The sequence below is a fragment of the Nocardiopsis sp. LDBS0036 genome, assembly GCF_041228755.1.
In the GTDB taxonomy this organism is placed as follows: Bacteria; Actinomycetota; Actinomycetes; order Streptosporangiales; family Streptosporangiaceae; genus Nocardiopsis; species Nocardiopsis dassonvillei.
In genome coordinates, this window is the sequence record NZ_CP141103.1 from 154,674 (window position 1) to 174,737 (window position 20,064).

The window sequence follows — 20,064 nt, forward strand, 5'->3', positions numbered from 1 at the left end:
ACCCTCCTAGTGTTCGGCCAGCTTGTCCTTCGTCCCGTGCTCGTCCTCGAACTCGAAGACCAGCTCGTCGACGCAACGCTCGTACTTGGCGCGCATCGCGGTCTCGTCCTCGGCGCCGATGGTGATCTTGGCGAGTTCGAAGCTGTAGCTGTCCTGGGCGGTCATGTCCGAGAGCCGCTGCCCCTGCTTGGGCACGATCTCGATCGTCACGCCGGGCAGGGACTCCTCCAGCGCGGACACCTCCTCGGGGGTGGGCACGCGGGCGGCGACGCCGTCCTCGAAGCGGCGGTGGTACCACTCCGCGGCCACCCGGTACTCGCCCCGGGCGTCCTCGTCCAGGGCGGGGTCCTGCCCGAAGCCCAGCCGCAGCATGCGCTCGTGGTTGGCGACCCCGTCCACCAGCTCGAAGAGTTCGGCGTGGGACTGGGAGTGGCGCGTGTTCACCTCCAGCAGGCCCAGCTTCTCCTCCACGGGGTCGTAGAAGAACTCGACGCTGAACGTGGAGTTGTCCATCCCCACCCGCTCGATGACCTTGGTGGCGACCTCGGACATCCAGCGGCACACGTTCTCGGGGAGGCCGGAGGGGTACTGGTGGCGCAGGAACACCGAGCTGCCCGGGTAGTCGACCGAGTCCAGGGCGCCGTAGACCACGACCTCGCCCTTGTACACGTAGCCCTCGACGGCCGCCTGCACGCCCTGCATCGCGGCCTCGGCGAGGGCCGTGCGCCCGCCAACGGAGGAGATCTCGGGAGGCAGGTCCACCATCTCCAGGATCTGCTCGAAGGGGCGGCCGATGCGGTCGACCCCGTCGCGGAGGAGGGACACCGCCTGCTGGAAGGCCTCGTCGTCGCCGACCTTGTAGGCCAGCTCGGAGGAGGCCGACTTCACCGGCTTGAGCCACATCGGGTAGGACGGGCTCTCGGGGGGCGCGGGGTTCTCCTCGGACAGCTCGACCAGGCCGAAGGCCGGGTACTCGTCGATGACCTTCTGCTGCTCCAGTCTGCTCCAGTACTTGTGCTCACACTTGACGAAGGACTCCAGGGAGGACGAGGGGAGGCCGCGGCGGGAGCAGAGGATGGGCACGAACAGGGTCACCGGGAAGTCCCAGTAGCCCACGATCGCGTCGACGCTCCCGTCGAAGTCGTCCAGGATCCTCTCCGCCTTGGCCAGGAGTTCCTGGATGTCGATCTCGCCGACCTGGAGCTCGTCCAGGTTCAGCAGCTGGTGGAACTCGCAGTGCTGACCTGTGGGGGTCCTGCGCAGGATCTCCAGGTTGTGCTCGTCCAGGCCGACCACGAACACGTTCTTCACGGTTACCTGCACCGCCTTCCTCTTCTGGGCTCCTCGGAGCGGGGATGCATACGCATGCGCCTAACCCGTGCCGGGTGCTCCAAACGCGGGCGTGTCGCGCCTCACGCCGCGGAAGCGCTGGTCGTCGCGCCGCGACGCGCGCGCCGCGACGCGCGCGCCGCGACGCGCGCGGCGCGCACGCGCGGGCCCCGCCGCGGACGGTCGCGGGTCCGCGGCGGGGCCGGTGGGGTGGCAGAGGACGTTGGTGCGGAAGGGGACAGCCGGGCGGTAGGGACGTCAGCGCGCGGAGGCGTACCCCCGCGCGCCCTCGTGGAGTGCGAGGTCCTGACCCACCCGCTCAGCGCGGGGGTACACCTCGCGGCGGGTGCCGATGTCGGCCAGGTCCGCCACCCGCTCAGCGCGCGGGGGCACCTGTCCACCGCCCTGGCCAGGAACGGGCGGACCACCCGCTCAGCGCGCGCGGGGAGCGTACCGGTCGATCTCGGCCAGCTCCCCGGCGTCGAACTCCAGGTCGGCCACCGCGGCCACGTTGTCCTCCAGCTGCTCGACGCTGCTCGCGCCGATCACCGCCGAGGTCACCCGGCCGCCGCGCAGCACCCAGGCCAGCGCCATCTGCGCCAGTGACTGCCCGCGCCGCCGGGCGATCCCGTCGAGCCCGCGCACCCGCTCCAGCACCTCCTCGGTGATGCCCTTGGCGTTCAGGAAGGGGCTGCTCCCGGCCGCCCGCGAACCCTCCGGCACACCGTGGAGGTAGCGGTCGGTCAGCAGCCCCTGTGCCAGCGGGGAGTAGGCGATGGAGCCCGCGCCGACCTCGTCGAGCACGTCGAGCAGCCCGTCCTCCACCCACCGGTTGAACATCGAGTAGGAGGGCTGGTGGATGAGCATCGGCGTGCCCAGGTCGCGCAGGATCGCCGCGGCCTCGCGCGTCTGCTCGGGGGAGTAGTTGGACACGCCCGCGTACAGGGCCTTGCCCTGGCGCACGGCCGTGTCCAGCGCGCCCATGGACTCCTCCAGCGGGGTGTCGGGGTCGGGCCGGTGGTGGTAGAACACGTCCACGTACTCCAGGCCCATGCGCTCCAGGCTCTGGTCCAGGCTGGACAGCAGGTACTTGCGCGAGCCCCACTCGCCGTAGGGGCCGGGCCACATCAGGTACCCGGCCTTTGTCGAGACCACGATCTCGTCGCGGTAGCGGCGCAGGTCCCGGGTCATGACCCGCCCGAAGTTCTCCTCCGCGGAGCCGGGCGGGGGGCCGTAGTTGTTGGCCAGGTCGAAGTGGGTCACGCCCAGGTCGAACGCGCGCAGCAGGACGGCTCTCTGGTCCTCGATACCGCGCTCGTGGCCGAAGTTGTGCCACAGCCCCAGGGACAGGGCGGGCAGCCGCAGGCCGCTGCGGCCGCACCGCCGGTAGGGCATCGTCTCGTACCGCTCGGGGGCGGCGACGTAGGTCATGGCATCTCTCCCTCGTGTGGCTGTGCGCCGGGTCCCCGCGCGCGGGCGGGCGGACCGGCGTGCGGAGAGTACAGCGCGCGGGACAGGCGCACCAACAGCGCCCCCGCGTCGGCGGTTCGGGGCATCCGGAACCGTGCCGGCCACGGCCGCCCCGTCGCTCCCGCCCGTGCCGAGGAGTCCCGCCGCCGGGGGGCCGGAACCCGTCCCCGCCACGGCCACCTGCGGTTTCGTGCGGGGGCTCACGGGTAGCCCGTACGCCTGTCACCCCGGTTCCGTACAGACAGAAGAGGGAGTGAACGTCGATGCATCACGAGACCCAGCCCCCGATCGAGGGCTACGAGGGCCTTCCGCTGGGGACGCTCCAGCACCGTGTCCGCTCGCTCGACGCCGACCAGATGCGCCAGCTCATCCACTACGAGTCCGAACACGCCAACCGGATCAACGTCCTGGAGATCCTGGAGCACCGCCTGACGGAGCTGGAGCAGGGCGCCGAACCCTCCGGGGGCTCGCAGGACTTCCAGCCCGAGCGCCCGGGGCCGCCCGCCGGCGGCTCACCGGTGAGCGAGGACACCGCAGCTCCCGCGTTCAGCCCGCCGCCGCAGGGCGTCCCCAACCAGCCCGCCAAGCCCAAGGGCGACTACCGGCCCGGCGGCCAGTGAGGCGGTCCCCGGCCCCGCCGGGACACGGGGGCGCGGAACACCGCTCCCGTGTTCGCGGCGGTGTCCGCGGTCCCCGCCGCCGCTGACGGGAACCCGGCCCGGGGACGCGGACCGGAGCGCGGCCACCGGTCGTTTTCGCTCCGCCGCCTCGGGTAGCCGTACACCCACATCCCCCTGGAACGCTCTTCTCCGACGCACAGGGAGTGACATGGCGCTGGCATCCACCGCGGGCCCGGCCCGCGGCCACGGCGGACGGGGCGGCCGGTGATCCGCGGCAGGGCGCCCCTGGTCCTGGCCGGTGCGGGCTGGGCGGCGTCCCGAATCCGGGACAGGCGTGACCGGTGGGACGAACCCGAACCGCGGCGGCGCCGCCGACGCGGCGGGACGGTCCCCTGGATGGTGGCGGGTGCCGCCCTGGGCCTGGGAGCCGCGGCGCTGGCCGGTCCGCGACGGCCCGCCCTGCTGGACGGCAGGGTCGCGCTCATCACCGGCGGCTCCCGCGGGCTCGGACTCCAGCTGGCCCGCGAGTTCGGCCGGCGCGGCGCGTCCGTCGTGATCTGCGCCCGCGACCAGGACGAACTCGACCGTGCGGTGGCCGACCTGGAGCAGCGGGGCGTGCGGGCGCGCGGCGTCCGGTGCGACGTCCGCGACCCCGAGTGCGCCCAGGAGCTGGTCGAGGAGGCCACCGCGGCCTTCGGCCACCTGGACTTCGTCGTCAACAACGCGGGCATCATCCAGGTGGGGCCGCAGGAGACGCTCTCGGAGAGCCACTTCCGCGACGCCATGGAGACCATGTTCTGGGCGCCGCTGCGCATCTCCCGGGCCGCCATCGGCCCGCTGGAGCGCACCCGCGGCTCCCTGGTCACCATCACCTCCATCGGCGGCCACCTGAGCGTGCCGCACCTGCTGCCCTACTCCTGCGCCAAGTTCGCCGAGGTCGGCCTCTCCGAGGGACTGGGAGCCGAGGTCGCCCGCCGTGGCGTGCGGACCACCACGGTGGTCCCGGGGCTGATGCGCACCGGTTCCCACAAGGCCGCCGTCTTCTCCGGAGACCCCGAACACGAGTACACCTGGTTCTCCCTGGGCGCCGGGCTGCCCCTGGTCTCGGTGAGCGGGGAGCGCGCGGCGCGCCGGATCGTGGAGGCGGCCGCGCGGGGGCGCAGCTACCTGGTGCTCACGCCACTGGCCCGGGCGGCCATCGTCGCGCGGGGGCTGTGCCCCTCCTTCGTCCAGGGCGCCATGCGCGTCATGGACCGGGTCCTGCCGGATCCGGGCGGATCCGTGGAGCGCAGGCCCGGGCGCGAGGCGGACGACACCGTGGTCAACCGGGTGCTGAAGCTGCCCACGGCGCTCAACGAGCGCGCGAGCAGGCGCCTCAACCAGAGGGACGACGAGGGCGGCGGCACCTCCGGGGACCGGGGGCCGGACGCCGACGGACCGGAAGGGTCCGGGCCGGGACCGGGCGGGCCCGGCCGCTGACCGGAGGCCGCCGCGGTGAACGGCGACCGGCGACCGCGAATCGGGGGAGCACGACGTGACGCGTTTCGGATACTTTCTCGCCAGCGAGGAGCACGGGCCCCGGGAACTGGTCCGCCAGGCGCGGGCCGCAGAGGAGGCCGGGTTCGACTCCCTGTGGATCTCCGACCACTACCACCCCTGGCTGGACGCGCAGGGGCAGAGCCCCTTCGTGTGGTCGGTGGTCGGCGCCATCGGGCAGGTGACGTCCCTGCCGGTCACCACGGCGGTGACCTGCCCCACCACGCGTGTGCACCCGGCGGTGGTCGCGCAGGCCGCGGCGACCGCCGCGTCGATGGTCCGGGGCGGGTTCACCCTGGGCGTGGGCACCGGCGAGGCGCTCAACGAGCACATCCTCGGCCAGCCCTGGCCGCCCGCGGCCCGGCGCCTGGAGATGCTGGAGGAGGCCATGGAGGTGATGCGCAAGCTGTGGACCGGCAAGCTCGTCACCCACCGGGGCCGCCACTACGAGGTGGACACCGCGCGCCTGTACACGCTGCCGGAGGAGCCGCCGGGGATCTACATGTCGGCGTTCGGCCCCAAGGCCACGGGGCTGGCGGCCAGGGAGGCCGACGGCCTGATCCAGGTGGCACCCAGCGACGAGACGGTCGAGAACTTCCGCGCCTGGGGCGGCGACGGCAAACCCGTCCAGGGCGGGCTCAAGGTCTGCTGGGCGCCGAGCGAGGCCGAGGCCCGGCGGGTGGCGCACGAGCGCTGGCCCAACGAGGCGCTGGCGGGGGAGGCGCCCCAACTGCTGCCGCTGCCCCGACACTTCGAACAGCTCACCCAGGGGCTGGTCACGGAGGACATGGTGGCGGAGGAGATCGCCTGCGGACCCGACCCGGAGGTGCACGTGGCGGCGATCCGCCCGTACCTGGAGGCCGGTGTGGACGAGGTCTACGTCTGCCAGGTGGGCGACGACCAGGACGGCTTCTTCGCGTTCTACGCGGAGGAGGTTCTGCCCCGGCTGCGGGCCGGGGCCTGACGAGCGGTGCGGCGCGCGGGCGGCAGAGTCCGCGGGCCGCGCCCGTGAGGAGGACAGATGCACACCCGTACCCGTGACGGCACCCTGCGCGAACCGGGGCCGATGCCGCCGGATCCGTTCCCTCCGACCCCGATGCCGCCTCCCTCCCCGCCCGAGCCCGTGCCCGAGCCGGAACCGCCCGGCCCGGGACCGCTCCCCGAACCGCCGGGACCGGAGCCCCAGCCCGAACCCGCCTGAGACACCCGCCGGACCTTCGCGCGGGTGGGACCGCGGGGCGCGCACCGCTGGTGACCCGCGCGCCCCGCGGTCCGCCGTGCGCGGGGAGGCTCCGTCCGGCCCGCGTGTCGCCGGACGGGGCCGCTGAGCGGGGGGGAGCGCCGACCGGACGCCCGGCGCGGGCGTGCACGAAAGTGAATCCGTCGCGTCAGGGGGATTGTCCCGTGCGTGACGATCGGCCTAGGTTGCACGGGAAAGACTCCTTCCGGTTCGGACCGCCCGCCCGGGCGGCACCGGGCCGCCACCTGCTGGAGGAACCACAGTGGCGCAACCCCCCGCCCCCGCCCGACGGCGTCCCGCCCCCGTCCGCGCCGCCCTCGCCGGCGCGCTCCTGCTCGCACCCCTCGCGCTCGTCGCCGCGCAGGGCACGGCCGCGGCCGCCCCCGCCTCCTCGGCGGCCGAGGCGCCGGTCCGGGCCGCCGCCAGCCCCGTCGAGACCCACGGCCAGCTGCGGGTCTGCGGCCTCAAACTCTGCGACGAGAGCGGAGAGACCGTCCAGCTCACCGGGATGAGCTCCCACGGCCTGCAGTGGTACAGCGACTGCCTCACCGACGGCTCCCTGGACGCGCTCGCCCACGACTGGAACGCCGACGTCCTGCGCGTGTCCATGTACATCCAGGAGGGCGGCTACGAGACCGACCCGCGCGGCTTCACCGACCGGGTCCACGAACTGATCGAGGAGGGCACCGCACGCGGCATGTACGTCATCGTCGACTGGCACATGCTCACGCCCGGCGACCCGAACCACAACACCGACATGGCGCGCACCTTCTTCTCCGAGATCGCCTCCGTCCACGCCGGCAAGGACAACGTCCTGTACGAGATCGCCAACGAGCCCCACGGGGTCTCCTGGGACGCGATCCGCGGCTACGCGGAGGAGATCATCCCGGTCGTGCGCGCCGAGGACCCCGAGGCCGTCGTGCTCGTCGGCACCCGCGGCTGGTCCTCCCTCGGCCTGTCCGAGGGCTCCGACCACACCGAGATCACCGCCGACCCGGTGGACGCCGACAACATCATGTACGTCTTCCACTTCTACGCCGCCACGCACGGCGACTTCCACCGGGAGGGCCTGCGGGCCGCGGCGCGGGACCTGCCGCTGTTCGTCACCGAGTTCGGCACCCAGGAGGCCACCGGCGACGGGCCCAACGACTTCGCCTCGGCCCAGGCCTACCTCGACCTCCTGGCCGAGGAGCAGATCAGCTGGGTGAACTGGAACTTCTCCGACGACTTCCGCTCCGGCGCGGTGTTCGAGACGGGCACCTGCGCCGCCGACGGCCCCTGGACCGGAACCGAGTCGCTCAAGCCCGCGGGGGAGTGGATCCGCGACCGCATCCGCGAGAGCGGGGTCGTCCCGACCGACCCCACCGATCCCACCGACCCGGACGCGTGCGAGACCCCGGCCTGGTCCTCGGGAGAGGTGTACACCGGCGGCGACCAGGTCAGCCACGGCGGGCGCCTGTACCGGGCCCAGTGGTGGACACGGGGGGAGGAGCCCGGGACCACGGGTGAGTGGGGCGTCTGGCGGGACCTCGGCGCCTGCTGACCGACCCGGGCCAGGCGGTCGGGCCCGGGCCCTGAAGCGGAGGCCCTACCAGCCCGGCCGGGGCCGCGGCCACCCGCCCACGGCCGGGGCCGCGGTCCCGGCACCGGGGGCCCGGCCCATTCACGGAGGACACGGGGTGCCGCCCACGCCGAGCGCGGGCGGCACCCCGTCGTCTCCGGGGGAAGCCCTCACCGGAACCCGGTCGCGGGCGGATCCGCTCCCCGGGGTCGTCGTCCGGTTTCGCGGAGCCCGCTCCGTCCTGCCCCGCCGGGCGCGGCGGTCCGTCCCTCAGTACGACTGCACGGTGGAGATGCGCAGCTCACCCTGCTCGTCCACGTCCACCAGGACGTGGTCGCCCGCCACGAGCTGCTGGTCCAGCACCATGCGCGAGAGCCTGTTGCCGACGTTGCGCTGGATGGTGCGCGCCAGCGGCCGGGCGCCGTAGGCGGGCTGGTAGCCGCGCTCGGACAGCCACCCCACCGCCTCGTCGGTGAACCGCACGGTGATGTCCTGCGCCTTGAGCCGCTCCTCGGTGCGCTCCAGCAGCAGCCGGGTGATCCGGCCCAGCTGCTCCTCGCCGAGCTGCTTGAAGACGATGACCTCGTCGATGCGGTTGATGAACTCGGGGCGGAACTCCTCGCGCAGCCGCCGCATCACCCGCTGCTCGGTGTCGGGGTCCATCTGGCCGTCGGCGGTGAAGCCCATCGGCGCGCCGCCGGTGATCGCCTCCGACCCCAGGTTGCTGGTCATGATGACCACCGTGTTGCGAAAGTCCACGGTCCGCCCCTGCCCGTCGGTCAGGCGGCCGTCGTCCAGCAGCTGGAGCAGCAGGTTGAACACGTCCGGGTGGGCCTTCTCCACCTCGTCCAGCAGCAGCACCGAGTACGGGTGGCGGCGCACCGCCTCGGTGAGCTGGCCCGCCTCCTCGTAGCCCACGAACCCCGGGGGCGCCCCGGTCAGGCGGCTGGCGGTGTGCCTTTCCTGGAACTCGCTCATGTCGATGCGGACCATGGAGTCCTCCGACCCGAACAGGGCCTCGGCCAGCGCCCGCGCCAGCTCGGTCTTGCCCACACCGGTCGGGCCCAGGAACAGGAAGCTGCCCACCGGCCGGTCGGGGTCGCCCAGACCGGCCCGCGAGCGGCGGATCGCCTCCGAGACGGCCGTGACCGCCTCGTCCTGGCCGATCACCCGCTCGTGCAGCACCTCCTCCAGGTTGACCAGCCGGTCCCGCTCCTCCTGGGTCAGCTGGGAGACCGGGATGCCGGTGCTGCGGGAGACCACCTCGGCGATGTCGGCGCTGGTCACCTCGGGGACCGACGAACCGGTTCCGCGCGCCTGGTGGATCGAGCTCCTGGCGGCGGCGATCTCGTCGCGCAGCGCCGAGGCGCGCTCGTAGTCCTCCTGCTGGACCGCCTTCTCCTTCGCCTCCTCCAGGTTCTTGAGCCTGCCCTCCAGCTCGCGCAGCCCGGAGCTGGAGGACTTCAGGCGCAGGCGCACCCGCGCGCCCGCCTGGTCGATGAGGTCGATGGCCTTGTCGGGCAGGAAGCGGTCGGTGACGTAGCGGTCCGACAGCTCGGCCGCCGCCACCAGGCTCTCGTCGGCGAACCGCACCTGGTGGTGGGCCTCGTAGCGGTCGCGCAGCCCGCGCAGGATCTCGACGGTGTCCTCCACCGACGGCTCGGGCACCTGGATCGGCTGGAAGCGGCGCTCCAGGGCCGCGTCCTTCTCGATGTTCTTGCGGTACTCGTCCACGGTCGTCGCGCCGATGATGTGCAGTTCGCCGCGGGCCAGCGCGGGCTTGAGCATGTTCCCGGCGTTCATGGACCCCTCGGCGGCACCGGCGCCGACGATGGTGTGGATCTCGTCGATGAAGACGAGCAGCTGGTCGGACTGGGCGCGGATCTCGTCCACGATGGCGTTCAGGCGCTCCTCGAAGTCGCCCCGGTAGCGCGTGCCCGCCACCACCCCGGCCAGGTCGAGCTGGACCAGGCGGCGTCCGAGCAGGGTCTCGGGGACGTCCTCGTCGAAGATGCGCTGGGCGATGCCCTCCACGATCGCGGTCTTGCCCACGCCCGGGTCGCCGATGAGCACCGGGTTGTTCTTGCGCCGCCGGGCGAGCACCTCGATGCACTGCTCGACCTCGTCGTCGCGGCCGACCACCGGGTCCAGGCGGCCCTCGCGGGCCAGCCCGGTCATGTCGGTGCCGTACTCGTCCAGGGTCGGGGTGGCGGAGGGCTCGCCCTCGCCGTGGTCGGCGGCGGGCGGCGCCCCGGCGGCCTTCTGGAGCGACTGCGGGGTGATCCCCGAGCTGCGCAGGAGCTGGCCGACGGCGCTGTCGGTGTTGACCGCCAGCGCGAAGAGCAGGTGCTCGGGGGTGATGCTGGAGCTGCCCGTGGCGCGGGCGATCTGGAGGGCGTCGAGGAGGGCGCGCTTGGCGACGGGGGTGAGCCGGGCGGACCCGCGCACCGACCTCGGGGTCTGCGACACCGCCTGGTCGATCACGTCGATGACCGGCTGGGCGTCGGAGCCGCTGTTCTGCACCATCTCCCGTGTGGGCGGGTAGCGCAGCAGGGCCCACAGCAGGTGGACCGCGTCGACGTCGGCGCTGCCGGCCTCCAGGGCGCGGCGCACCGCGGCGTCGGCCACCTGCTGGGCCTCGGGGCTCATCAGCTTGGACAGGTCCACGCGGCGGACCGGTCCCCGGGCCCCCAGGAAGCGCGCCAGGAACTCGTCGAAGGAACCCGGGTCGCTGCCGCGGTCGTCGGGAAGGTCGTGTGTCATGGCGTCTTCGTCCCCCGTGCGTGCGGTAGTGGCTTGATCACTCTAAGTGAGTATCCGGAGTTTGTTCGGTAGCGGTCGTCGGCGTGGGGACCGAACGCGCGGGGGCGGCCGGTCCGTCCTCCCGCCGCGCCGGACGTTCCCGCCGAGGGCCGCGCCGGGCCGGGTCGTCCTCCGTCCCGGCCCGCTACCCGACCCGGCGCGGGGATAACACCCGGCGAGGGGACGCGGGAGGCCCGTCACATCCGGTGAGCGGTCCGCCCCGGCCGACCGCACGTCGGTCCCGGCACGGGGCCGTTCGGTGCGCCTGGACGCGGGCCCCGGCACGTGTGCGCGCCGGGGCCGCGCACGGGCTCCGGCGCGCACACCTGCTGTCCTGCGGTCAGTCGGGGCGGTGCCGCCACAGCCGTACCGACACCAGGACGACCGTGCAGGCCAGCGCCACCGCGCCGACCACGGAGACGGTCTGGAGCGCGGTGCCCAGCGCCGTCTCGGCGGCCCCGCGCAGCGCGGCCCCCACCGCGCCGCCCAGGTCACCGGCGACGGCCGCGGCGGCGCCGACGCCCTCACCGGCGGTCTCGGCCGCGTCCGAGGGGACACCGGCGGGCACGGAACCCTCCAGGACGCCCCGGTACACCGCGAGCCCCAGCCCGCCCAGCAGCGCCAGGCTCAGCGTCTGCCCCATGCCCGAGGCCACGTCCACCACCGCCGAGGCCGTCCCCGTCCGCTCCCGCGGCGCGGCGGACAGCGCCAGCTGGCTGCCCAGCGTCATCGCCGGGCCGCCGCCGAGGGAGAGCAGGACGGTACCGGTGACCAGCCCCCACAGGGACCCGGGACCGGCGGACGCCGCCATGGACACCAGCCCGACGAGGGCGACGGGCATCGACAGCGCCAGCACCTGCCCCGCGGTCGCCCACCGCAGCAGCAGCGGGGTGAGCATGGTGCCCGCCAGGCCCGCCACGGCGGGAAGGACCAGCAGCAGGCCCACCAGGCCCGGCGGCACCTCCAGGGCGGACTGGAGGAACTGCACGAGGAACAGGTTCGGGCCGCCCGCGACCAGCAGCATCAGCAGGGTCAGGGACACCGCCGCCCCGAAGCCCCGAGCGGAGAACAGCCCCGGGGGCAGCAGCGGGTCGTCCAGCCGCCGCTGGCGGCGCCAGAACAGCCAGCCCAGCGCCAGGCCCCCGGCCACGGCGGCCAGCAGCGGCGGCTCCGGCCCCCGCGACACGGCCTCCTGGAGGCCGAACACGACCAGGACCAGGGCGGCCGTGGACAGCAGGACGCTCGCGGGGTCCAGCCGCCCCGCACCGGGGTCGCGGAACTCCGGCAGCAGGAACGGCAGGGTCACCAGCGCGAACAGGGCCACGGGCACGTTCACCAGGAACACCGACCCCCACCAGAGGAACTCCAGCAACAGGCCGCCCAGCGGCGGACCCAGCGCCATCCCCACCGAGAACGCGCTCAGGTACAGCGCCACGGCGGTGGCGAACTGCCGGGAGTCGGGGAACATCTGCCGCAGCAGCGCCAGCGCGGACGGCGAGATCACCGCCACGGACGCGCCCAGCACGGCGCGGGCCGCGATGAGCGTCACGGGGTCGGGGGCGAAGGCTGCCGCCGCCGAGGCGGCCGCGTACACGGCCAGGCCGGTCAGGAGCAGCAGGCGCCGCCCCACCCGGTCGCCCAGGCGGCCCATGGTCAGCACCAGCCCGGCGCCCAGCAGCTCGCCCACGTGCAGGATCCACAGCGACTGGGCGGCCGAGGGCAGCAGGTCGGCGCCGATCCGGGGCAGCGCCAGGTAGAGCACCGACACGTCGTTGGCCATCATGAACACGGGCAGGGTCAGGATCGTCAGTCCGAGCCACTCGCGCCACGTCGCGCGGCGGTGCGGGGCCTGGATGGTCATCGGTTCTCCGTGGGTCGTCGGGCGGCTCGGAGGGGTCGGCCGCGGGTCATGGGGTTGTCCGCCCCCGGCGGCGGGGGAGCGGCCGCTCGGGCCGGGGGCTGCGGGACGGGTGTCAGGCCGGGTAGGGGACGGCCGCGCGGTGGGAGCGCAGCGCCCGCGCCCACCAGGTGAGCTCGTCGAGCATGCGCGCGGCGGCCTCCTCGGCGGCCTCGGGCTCGGAGGGCCAGCCGCCTTCGGCGTCGAACCGGTCCCAGAAGTCGGCGAAGGACACCGAGTCGCGCACCGTGACGGCGCGCAGCTCGGCGAAGACCTGGCGCAGCTGCTCCACCGCGCGCAGGCCGCCGGAGACGCCGCCGTAGGACACGAAGCCGACCGGCTTGGCCCGCCACTCGTCGACGAACCAGTCGATGGCGGTCTTGAGCGGGGCCGGGAAGCTGTGGTTGTACTCGGGGGTGACGACGACGAACGCGTCGGCGGCGGCCAGGCGCGGCGCCAGCGCCGCCACGGCGGCCGGGGGCTCGCCCTCCGTCAGGCGTTCGGGCAGGCGGGTCCCGGCCAGGTCGACCGGGTCCACCGCGACACCGCCGTGCCCGCGGGCCCGCTCCCGGAACCACGCGGCGGCGGTCGGACCGAAGCGGCCCTCCCGGGTGCTGGCGACGATGACGCACACGCGGGCGGGCGCGTCACCGGACGCGGCGGCGGGGGCCCTGGCGGTGGTGTCGGCGGACACGGGGATCACTCTCCCTCGGGGGCGGTGTGTCGTCGGCGCCCACGCTCGCCGCCCCCGCACTCGGTCCGGCCCCGGTCCGCACTCGGTCCGGCCCCGGGCGGCCCCGGTCAAGGCGCTCGCGCATGCGGCGCGTGTCCGACCGGGGGCCTCGCGTTCGGTCCGCACCGGGCCGGGGGTCTCCGCACCGGGCCGGGATTCGCGCGCCCGGCCCGCACCGGGTCGGCGTCCCCGCCCTCGGCTACGGTGAGGCCATGCGCTTCGGTGTCCTGGGTCCCGTCCGCGCGTTCACGGACGGCGGCCGGGCCGTGCCGATCCCCGAACGCAAGGCCCGCGTCCTGCTGGCGGCCCTGCTCGCCCACCGGGGCTGGCCGGTGTCGGCGGACCGGCTCGTGGAGTGGCTGTGGGCGGACGGGCCCCGGCCCGGCAGCCCCGAACGCGCCCTGCAACGCAAGGTGTGGGCCCTGCGCCGGGCGCTGGAGGAGGCCGAACCCGGCGCCCGCGACCTGGTCCGCCACCGCCCGCCCGGCTACCTTCTCGACGTGCCTCCCGCCTCCGTGGACGCCGAGCGCTTCCACCTGCTGGCGGACGCGGCCCAGGACGCCGCCGGTCCCCGCGAACGGGCCCGGCTGCTCACCGAGGCCCTGGAACTGTGGCGGGGCCCCGCCTACGCCGACGTGGCCGACGAGGAGTTCGCCCGGCCGACGGCCGCCCGGCTGGAGGAGCGCCGCCTGGGCGCGCTGGAGGAACACGCCCTCACCCGGCTCGACCTGGGCGAGCACCGCGGGGTGACCGGTCCGCTGGGCGCCCTCGTGGCCGAGCACCCCCTGCGCGAGCGGCTGGTGGCCGCGTACATGCGCGCCCTGTACGAGGGCGGACGCCAGGCCGAGGCACTGGCCGCGCACACGGCCCTGGCCGGGCGCCTGCGGGAGGAGCTGGGGGTGGACCCCGGCCCCGAGGTGGCCGAGCTGCACGGCCGCATCCTGCGGCATCAGCCGACCTCACCGGTTTCCGGGGGCGTCTCCGAGTCCGGAACACCGGCGGAAACCGTGCCCGCGACGGCACGCGCCTCCCGAGTTCCGACGGAACCCGCGCCGCGCGCGGGGGCCGTCCGCGCGACGCCGGGAGCGCCTGTGCCGGGGCCGGGAGGCGCCGCCGCGGCACCGGGGGAACCGTTTCCGCAGGCAGGGAGCTTCCACGGGACGCCGGAGGAGCCCTTTTCCGCGCCGGGGACCGCGTCCGGACCGCCGGGGGAGCCGTTGCCGCAGGTGGAGGGCGTCCACGGGGCGCCGGAGGCACCTGCCTCCGGTACGGGGAACACGCCCGGAACGGACTCGAACGTTCCTCCCCGGGCGGGGGACGCCCGTGGAACACCGGAGGCGCCCGCTCCCGGACCGGGGACCCCGCCCGGAACCCGGGCCGCGCCCTCCGCCGGCGCCGCCCCGGCGCACGCGCTCACCGGCCGCGCCTTCCCGACCCTGCCGCTCACCGCGCTCGTGGGCCGCGAGGAGGAGCAGCGGCGGGTGGCACGGCTGCTGGCGGAGGTCCGCCTGGTCACCCTCACCGGGATCGGCGGGGTCGGCAAGACCCGCCTGGCCCTCGCGATCGCGCACGAGCTCGCCCCCGGCTTCGGCGGCGGGGCGCACATGGTCGAGTTCGCGGCCCAGCGGGCCGCGCCGGGCTCCCCCGCGTCCGAACCGGACCCGGTCACGGCCCTGGCCCGGGCACTCGGGGTCCGCGACGGCGGCGGGACGGACCCCCTGCGCCACGTGCTGGGCGCGCTGGAGGGCAGGCACGCCCTGCTCGTCCTGGACAACTGCGAGCACCTCGCGGGCGAGGTCGCCGACCTGGTCTCGGCCCTGCTCGGCCGCCTGCCGGACCTGCGCGTCCTGACCACCAGCCGCGAACCCCTCGGCGTGCCCGGAGAGGTCCTGTTCGGCGTCGAACCCCTGCCCGTGCCCTCCGCCGACACACCGGCCGACCGCGTCGGCGACTCCGGCGCGGTGCGCCTGTTCGCCGAACGCGCCGCCGCCTCCGCCCCCGGGTTCGCCCTGACCCCGGACAACGCCGCCGACGTCGCCCTGCTGTGCCGCCGCCTCGACGGCATCCCCCTGGCCCTGGAGCTGGCCGCCACCCGCGTGCGCGCCCTCGGCGTCACCGGTGTGCTCTCGCGCCTGGACGACCGCTTCCGGCTGCTGGCCACCGCCCGCCGCCACCTGCCCCCGCGCCAGCGCACCCTGCGCGCCATGGTCGACTGGAGCTGGGAACTGCTCGACGAGCGCGAGCGCGTCCTGCTGCGCCGCCTCGCCGTGTTCACCGGCGGGTGCGCCCCCGAGGACGCCGAGGCCGTCTGCTCGGGCGGGGGCATCGACGCCGCCGACGTCGTGGACCTGCTCACGAGCCTGGTCGACCGCTCCCTCGTCGCGACCGTGGACGACCCCCTCACCGGCCGCCGCCACCGGCTCCTGGAGTCCGTCGCCGACTACGCCTGCCAGCGCCTGTCCGAGGCCGGTGAGGCGCACGTCCTGCGCGGGCGCCACCTGGACCACTACACCGCCCTCGCCCGCCGGTACGCGGGACGGATACTGGGCCCCTCCCAGGGGGAGGCGCTCCGGCGCCTGGACGCGGAGGCGTCCAACCTGCGCGCGGCCCTGGACGAGGCGGTGGTGCGCGGAGCCGGAGGGCACGCCGCACGCCTCGTCAACTCCCTGGGCTGGTACTGGTACATGCGCGGCCGCTACCGGGAGGGCCGCAGCCTGACCCGGCGCGTCCGCGACGCGGTGCGCGGGTCCGCCTCCACGGAGGCGGCCATGGCCGGGGCGACCGCCGCGGTGTTCGAGATCCTGGCCGGGGACGGGGGTGACCACACCGCCCCGGCCCGCACCGCGCTCGGGGCCTTCGACGGCCTGCCCGGGGCGTCCGGCGACGCCGTGCTCGAACGCGCCCGCGCCGCCTGGATGCTCGGGTTCGTGCTGTACAGCCGGGGGGACCGGGCCGTCAGCGAGGACCTGGTCACCCGGGCGCTGGCCGTCTTCCGCGAGCGCGACGACCGCTGGGGGCTGGCCGCCGCCCTGACCGCACGGGCCTCGCACGCCCTGGGACGCGGGGACCTGGACGCGGCGGGCGTCCGCGGGCGTGAGGCGCTGGAACTCTTCCGCGGGCTCGGGGACCGCTGGGGCCAGCTGAACGCCCTGACCGTCCTGGCGACGCCGGCCGAGGTCACCGGCCGCCTCGCCGACGCGGCCCGCTTCCGCCGGGAGGCCCTGGGCATGGCCGAGGAGCTGGAGCTGTGGTCCGAGGCCGCCGGGGCCACGGCCGGGCTGGGCCGGATCGCCCTGCTGGAGGGGGACCTCGACCGCGCCGACGAACTCCACCGCAGGGCGCTGGACCTGGTGCGGGGGCAGGGGGACGTGCCGGGGGAGCGGTACGCCCGGCTCGGTCTGGGGCTCAGCGCGCGGCGCCGGGGAAGACTGGAGGAGGCCGAGCGGTACGTGCGCCCGATCGCGGAGTGGTCGGCCCGGGTGGGCTGGCTGCCGGGCGCCGCCCTGGCCCTGGCCGAACTGGGCTTCTCGGCGGAACTGCGGGGCGACGCGGCCGAGGCGCTGCGCCTGCACCGGGAGGGGCTGGCCGCGGCCCGCCTCAGCGGCGACCCGCGCGCGCTGGCGCTGGCGCTGGAGGGCGTGGCCGCCGCGCACACGCTCACCGGCCGCCACGGCGAGGCCGCCGGGCTCCTGGGCGCCGCCGAGGCCCTGCGCGAGGGCGCGGGCGCGCCGGCGCCCGCCGCTGAACGGGGCGACGTGGACCGCGCGACGGCGCGCGCACGGGCGGCCCTGGGCGAGGCGGAGTTCGCGCGGGCGTTCGCCCGGGGGCGGACGCGCCCGCCCGCGGACCTCGCGGACCTCCTCGACGGCGGGGAGCAGCGCCCCGACCCGGCCTGAGGGCACGAACACGCGTGCGGCGGGGAGGACCCGAGGGCCGGTTCCCGTGCCCCGGGGCGGTGCGCGGGTCCCCTGACCAGCCCGCTCCCGCGCGGCCGCGCCCGTCTGCGCGCCGACCTCCTCCGCGCCCGCTTCCGCGACCTCCTCCGCGCTCCCTCCGCCCCGCCGCGCCACCGCCTGCGCGGTCCGACCCGGGCCTCCCTCCGCGTGCCGCCGTGCCCGCCTCCAGGCAGCCGCGACGCCGTGTCCGCAAGGGTTGCGGTATGCCCTGCGCCACCCGAAAAATAATTAATTACTATTTATTCTTGACGTTACCTGAGTCACTCTGGCATGCTCTCCTGCAGTTGAGGAAGGCGTCCGCGCAGGTGAGCGCGTACGCCCTACGCCAAGGAGGACCCCATGGGCAGACGACCGCCGCGCCCCCCGGGCCGCGCGCTCGCCGCTCTCACCGCCGCCCTGTGCGTGCTGCTGCTCGCCGGATGCGGCGCCAGGCTCGGCGAGGACGGCCGCATCGGCGTCGTCTACATGGACGCGCAGGGCTTCTACGCGGGAGTCCGCGAGGGCATGCAGAACTACGCCGACGACTCCGGACGCGAGCTCCAGCTCCTGGAGCTCAACGCCCGCGGAGACGCCTCGGAGGAGAGCACCTTCGTGGACGTCGTCTCCTCGGCCGACGTCGACGCCCTGGTGCTGTCCCCCGTCTCGGCCACCGCCTCGGTGCCCGCCGTGCGCCTGGCGCACGAGAGCGGGATCCCGGTGATCTGCTACAACACCTGCATCGAGGACGAGGCCGCCAAGGAGTACGTGACCTCCTACATCCTGGGCGACCCCCACGAGTTCGGGCGCCTGCTGGGTGACGCCGCCGCGGACCACTTCGAGGACGAGGGAGTGGAGGACCCCCAGATCGGCGTCCTCAACTGCGAGTTCGTCGAGGTCTGCGTGCAGCGCCGCGAGGGCTTCGAGGAGGCGCTCTTCGCCCGCCTGCCCGACGCCCGGATCGTCGCCAACCAGGAGGGCGCCACCATCGACGAGGCCGTCAACGTGGGCGAGCGCCTGCTCACCGCCCACCCCGACCTCGACGCCTTCTACGGGGAGGCGGGCGGCGCCACCATGGGCGCGGTCCGCGCCGTCACCAATCGCGGCCTGGCCGGGGAGGTCGTGGTCTTCGGCAGCGACATGTCCACCGACGCGGCCCGCGCGCTGTCCGACCACCGCATCCTCAAGGCCAACGTCGACATCTCCGGAATCGCGGTCGGCCTGCTGGCCGGGGAGACGGTCGAGCGCATCATCGCGGGCGAGGCGCCCGAGGAGTTCGTCACCGAGGCGCCCATCGACCTCTACACCACGCCCGAGGACGGCGAGGAGTGGCTGGAGGAGCACCCGGACGGCGTCCCCTAGACCGGCCGTCCGAGCACGTCCGCCCCCTTCGTCCCACCTGTGGAGTACCCATGAGCGACACCTCCGCCGCGCCCCCGGCCGACACCGACGTCGTGGCCCGCGTCCGCGGCGCGACCAAGAGCTACCCCGGCGTCCGGGCGCTGGACCGCGCCGACTTCGAGATCAGCGCCGGAGAGGTCCGCGCGCTGCTCGGACGCAACGGCGCCGGAAAGTCCACCCTGATCCGCCTGCTGTCCGGCGTGGAGACACCCGACGAGGGCGAGATCGAGATCGGCGGCCAGCCGCTCGGCCAGGGCGGCATCCGCCGGGCGGCCAAGCTCGGCGTGGGCACCGTCTACCAGGAGCTCAGCCTGGTCCCGGAGCTGTCGGCGGCCGAGAACCTCTACCTCGGCACGTGGCCCAAGGCCGCCGGGCGCATCGACTACGGCCGCATCAGGGCCGGGGCCGAGGAGGTCTTCGCCGAACTCGGCGTCGACATCGCCCCCGACACCCGGGTCGGCGAACTGCCCCTGGCCCAGCAGCAGCTCGTGGAGATCGCGCGGGCCTTCCGCGCCCGGCCGCGCCTGCTCATCCTCGACGAGCCCACCAGCGCGCTCGCCGCCGGTGAGGCCGAGACCGTCCTCAAGGCCGTCGAGCGCGTCGCCTCCCGCGGCGTCGGCGTCATCTACGTCAGCCACCGCCTGGACGAGATCCGCCGGGTCGCCGACACGGTCACCGTCATGCGCGACGGCGCCGTCGTGGAGACCACGCCGGTCCGCGGCGCCACCACCCGGCACATCGTCTCCCTCATGCTCGGAGGCGAGACCAAGGAGGAGAACAGGCCGGTGCGCCGCGCCGCCGCCTCCGGAACACCGCTCCTGTCGGTCCGCGACCTGGCGGTACCGCCCAAGGTCGACGGCGTCTCCTTCGACCTGCACCCCGGCGAGGTCCTGGGCCTGGGCGGCCTCATGGGCTCGGGGCGGACCGAGATCCTGCGCGCGCTCGCGGGCTTCACCCCCTCACGGGGGACCGTGGAGGTGGACGGCTCGCCGGTGGCCCGCCCCACCCCCCGCGCGATGAAGCGCCTGGGCGTGGGCATCACCCCCGAGGACCGCAAGGGAGAGGGCGTCGTCCCCCTCCTGGGCGTCTCCGAGAACATGGTCATGACCTGGTTCGGCGGAGCCTCCAAGGCGGGGACCGTGCTCCCCTCCCGCGTCTCGGGGATCGGCCGGGGCCTCATCGACCGGCTCTCGATCAAGGCCGCCGCGACCGACACCCCCATCGTCAACCTCAGCGGCGGCAACCAGCAGAAGGCCGTCATCGGCCGCTGGCTGCACGCCGGGAGCCGCATCCTGCTGCTGGACGAGCCCACCCGCGGCGTGGACGTCGAGGCCAAGGCCCAGATCTACGCCATCGTGCGCGAGCTGGCCGGACAGGGGGCCGCGGTCCTCTTCGTCTCCAGCGAACTGGAGGAGCTCCCGCTCGTGTGCGACCGCGTGCTCGCCCTGCGCGGAGGACGGCTGCAAGGCGAGTTCACCGGCGACGACATCACCCTGGACAACATCATGGCCGCCGCGATGGCGGCGTGAACGGCGAGGTAGAC

At 74.9% G+C, this 20,064-nt stretch carries 13 protein-coding genes; 7 read left to right on the plus strand and 6 right to left on the minus strand.

Translation table 11 applies throughout. From position 1 onward, the window contains the following. Positions 1 to 6 precede the first annotated feature (6 nt). From UIS43_RS00530 to mgrA, 3 genes are all read right to left on the minus strand, one after another. A complete protein-coding gene (locus tag UIS43_RS00530) occupies positions 7 to 1,323 on the minus strand; it encodes an ATP-grasp domain-containing protein (RefSeq protein ID WP_232238651.1) in 1,317 nt (438 codons plus the stop codon). A gap of 264 nt (positions 1,324 to 1,587) precedes the next feature. Then, positions 1,588 to 1,722: a hypothetical protein gene (locus UIS43_RS00535; RefSeq protein WP_257786641.1), complete on the minus strand. Its 135-nt coding sequence runs from the start codon at positions 1,720 to 1,722 to the stop codon at positions 1,588 to 1,590. 39 nt (positions 1,723 to 1,761) lie between these two features. Beyond that, entirely contained in the window at positions 1,762 to 2,760 is a 999-nt protein-coding gene (gene mgrA / locus UIS43_RS00540; RefSeq protein WP_370012164.1) for an L-glyceraldehyde 3-phosphate reductase, read from the minus strand. Between the two features lie 302 nt (positions 2,761 to 3,062). On the opposite strand from mgrA, the gene UIS43_RS00545 reads away from it, so the two are divergent. From UIS43_RS00545 to UIS43_RS00560, 4 genes are all read left to right on the plus strand, one after another. Beyond that, the gene (locus UIS43_RS00545; RefSeq protein ID WP_013152403.1) at positions 3,063 to 3,419 is read left to right on the plus strand and encodes a hypothetical protein; all 357 of its coding nucleotides are present in this window, start codon (positions 3,063 to 3,065) and stop codon (positions 3,417 to 3,419) included. A gap of 264 nt (positions 3,420 to 3,683) precedes the next feature. Further along, positions 3,684 to 4,898, plus strand: coding sequence for an SDR family oxidoreductase (locus tag UIS43_RS00550; RefSeq protein ID WP_049800292.1), 1,215 nt, complete (start codon positions 3,684 to 3,686; stop codon positions 4,896 to 4,898). A gap of 55 nt (positions 4,899 to 4,953) precedes the next feature. Beyond that, entirely contained in the window at positions 4,954 to 5,919 is a 966-nt protein-coding gene (locus UIS43_RS00555) for a TIGR03557 family F420-dependent LLM class oxidoreductase (RefSeq protein WP_013152405.1), read from the plus strand. A gap of 538 nt (positions 5,920 to 6,457) precedes the next feature. Then, entirely contained in the window at positions 6,458 to 7,738 is a 1,281-nt protein-coding gene (locus UIS43_RS00560) for a cellulase family glycosylhydrolase (protein WP_013152407.1), read from the plus strand. A 288-nt stretch (positions 7,739 to 8,026) separates the two neighbouring features. Here UIS43_RS00560 and UIS43_RS00565 read toward each other — a convergent pair whose 3' ends face one another. The 3 genes from UIS43_RS00565 to UIS43_RS00575 form a co-directional block, all read right to left on the minus strand. Beyond that, the gene (locus UIS43_RS00565) at positions 8,027 to 10,519 is read right to left on the minus strand and encodes an ATP-dependent Clp protease ATP-binding subunit (protein WP_013152408.1); all 2,493 of its coding nucleotides are present in this window, start codon (positions 10,517 to 10,519) and stop codon (positions 8,027 to 8,029) included. 379 nt (positions 10,520 to 10,898) lie between these two features. Beyond that, positions 10,899 to 12,419, minus strand: coding sequence for an MFS transporter (locus UIS43_RS00570; RefSeq protein ID WP_117198447.1), 1,521 nt, complete (start codon positions 12,417 to 12,419; stop codon positions 10,899 to 10,901). A gap of 112 nt (positions 12,420 to 12,531) precedes the next feature. Further along, positions 12,532 to 13,149 (minus strand): NADPH-dependent FMN reductase, encoded by a 618-nt coding sequence (locus UIS43_RS00575; protein ID WP_198662429.1) that lies wholly within the window; start codon positions 13,147 to 13,149, stop codon positions 12,532 to 12,534. Positions 13,150 to 13,400: 251 nt separating this feature from the next. On the opposite strand from UIS43_RS00575, the gene UIS43_RS00580 reads away from it, so the two are divergent. The 3 genes from UIS43_RS00580 to UIS43_RS00590 all read left to right on the plus strand — a co-directional run bounded on the left by UIS43_RS00580 (position 13,401) and on the right by UIS43_RS00590 (position 20,050). Beyond that, a complete protein-coding gene (locus UIS43_RS00580; RefSeq protein ID WP_370012166.1) occupies positions 13,401 to 17,084 on the plus strand; it encodes a BTAD domain-containing putative transcriptional regulator in 3,684 nt (1,227 codons plus the stop codon). Between the two features lie 399 nt (positions 17,085 to 17,483). Further along, on the plus strand, positions 17,484 to 18,482 hold the full coding sequence (locus UIS43_RS00585; RefSeq protein ID WP_013152412.1) for a substrate-binding domain-containing protein: 999 nt from the start codon (positions 17,484 to 17,486) through the stop codon (positions 18,480 to 18,482). Positions 18,483 to 18,532: 50 nt separating this feature from the next. Continuing rightward, positions 18,533 to 20,050, plus strand: a complete 1,518-nt coding sequence (locus tag UIS43_RS00590) for a sugar ABC transporter ATP-binding protein (protein ID WP_013152413.1) — start codon at positions 18,533 to 18,535, stop codon at positions 20,048 to 20,050. The last annotated feature ends 14 nt before the right edge of the window (positions 20,051 to 20,064 follow it).

Excerpts from the sequence above, each read along its gene's own strand:
- mgrA (WP_370012164.1), bottom strand. The coding sequence starts at position 2,760 with ATGACCTACGTCGCCGCCCCCGAGCGGTACGAGACGATGCCCTACCGG.
- UIS43_RS00545 (WP_013152403.1), top strand. The coding sequence starts at position 3,063 with ATGCATCACGAGACCCAGCCCCCGATCGAGGGCTACGAGGGCCTTCCG.
- UIS43_RS00565 (WP_013152408.1), bottom strand. The coding sequence starts at position 10,519 with ATGACACACGACCTTCCCGACGACCGCGGCAGCGACCCGGGTTCCTTC.
- UIS43_RS00570 (WP_117198447.1), bottom strand. The coding sequence starts at position 12,419 with ATGACCATCCAGGCCCCGCACCGCCGCGCGACGTGGCGCGAGTGGCTC.
- UIS43_RS00580 (WP_370012166.1), top strand. The coding sequence starts at position 13,401 with ATGCGCTTCGGTGTCCTGGGTCCCGTCCGCGCGTTCACGGACGGCGGC.
- UIS43_RS00585 (WP_013152412.1), top strand. The coding sequence starts at position 17,484 with ATGGGCAGACGACCGCCGCGCCCCCCGGGCCGCGCGCTCGCCGCTCTC.
- UIS43_RS00590 (WP_013152413.1), top strand. The coding sequence starts at position 18,533 with ATGAGCGACACCTCCGCCGCGCCCCCGGCCGACACCGACGTCGTGGCC.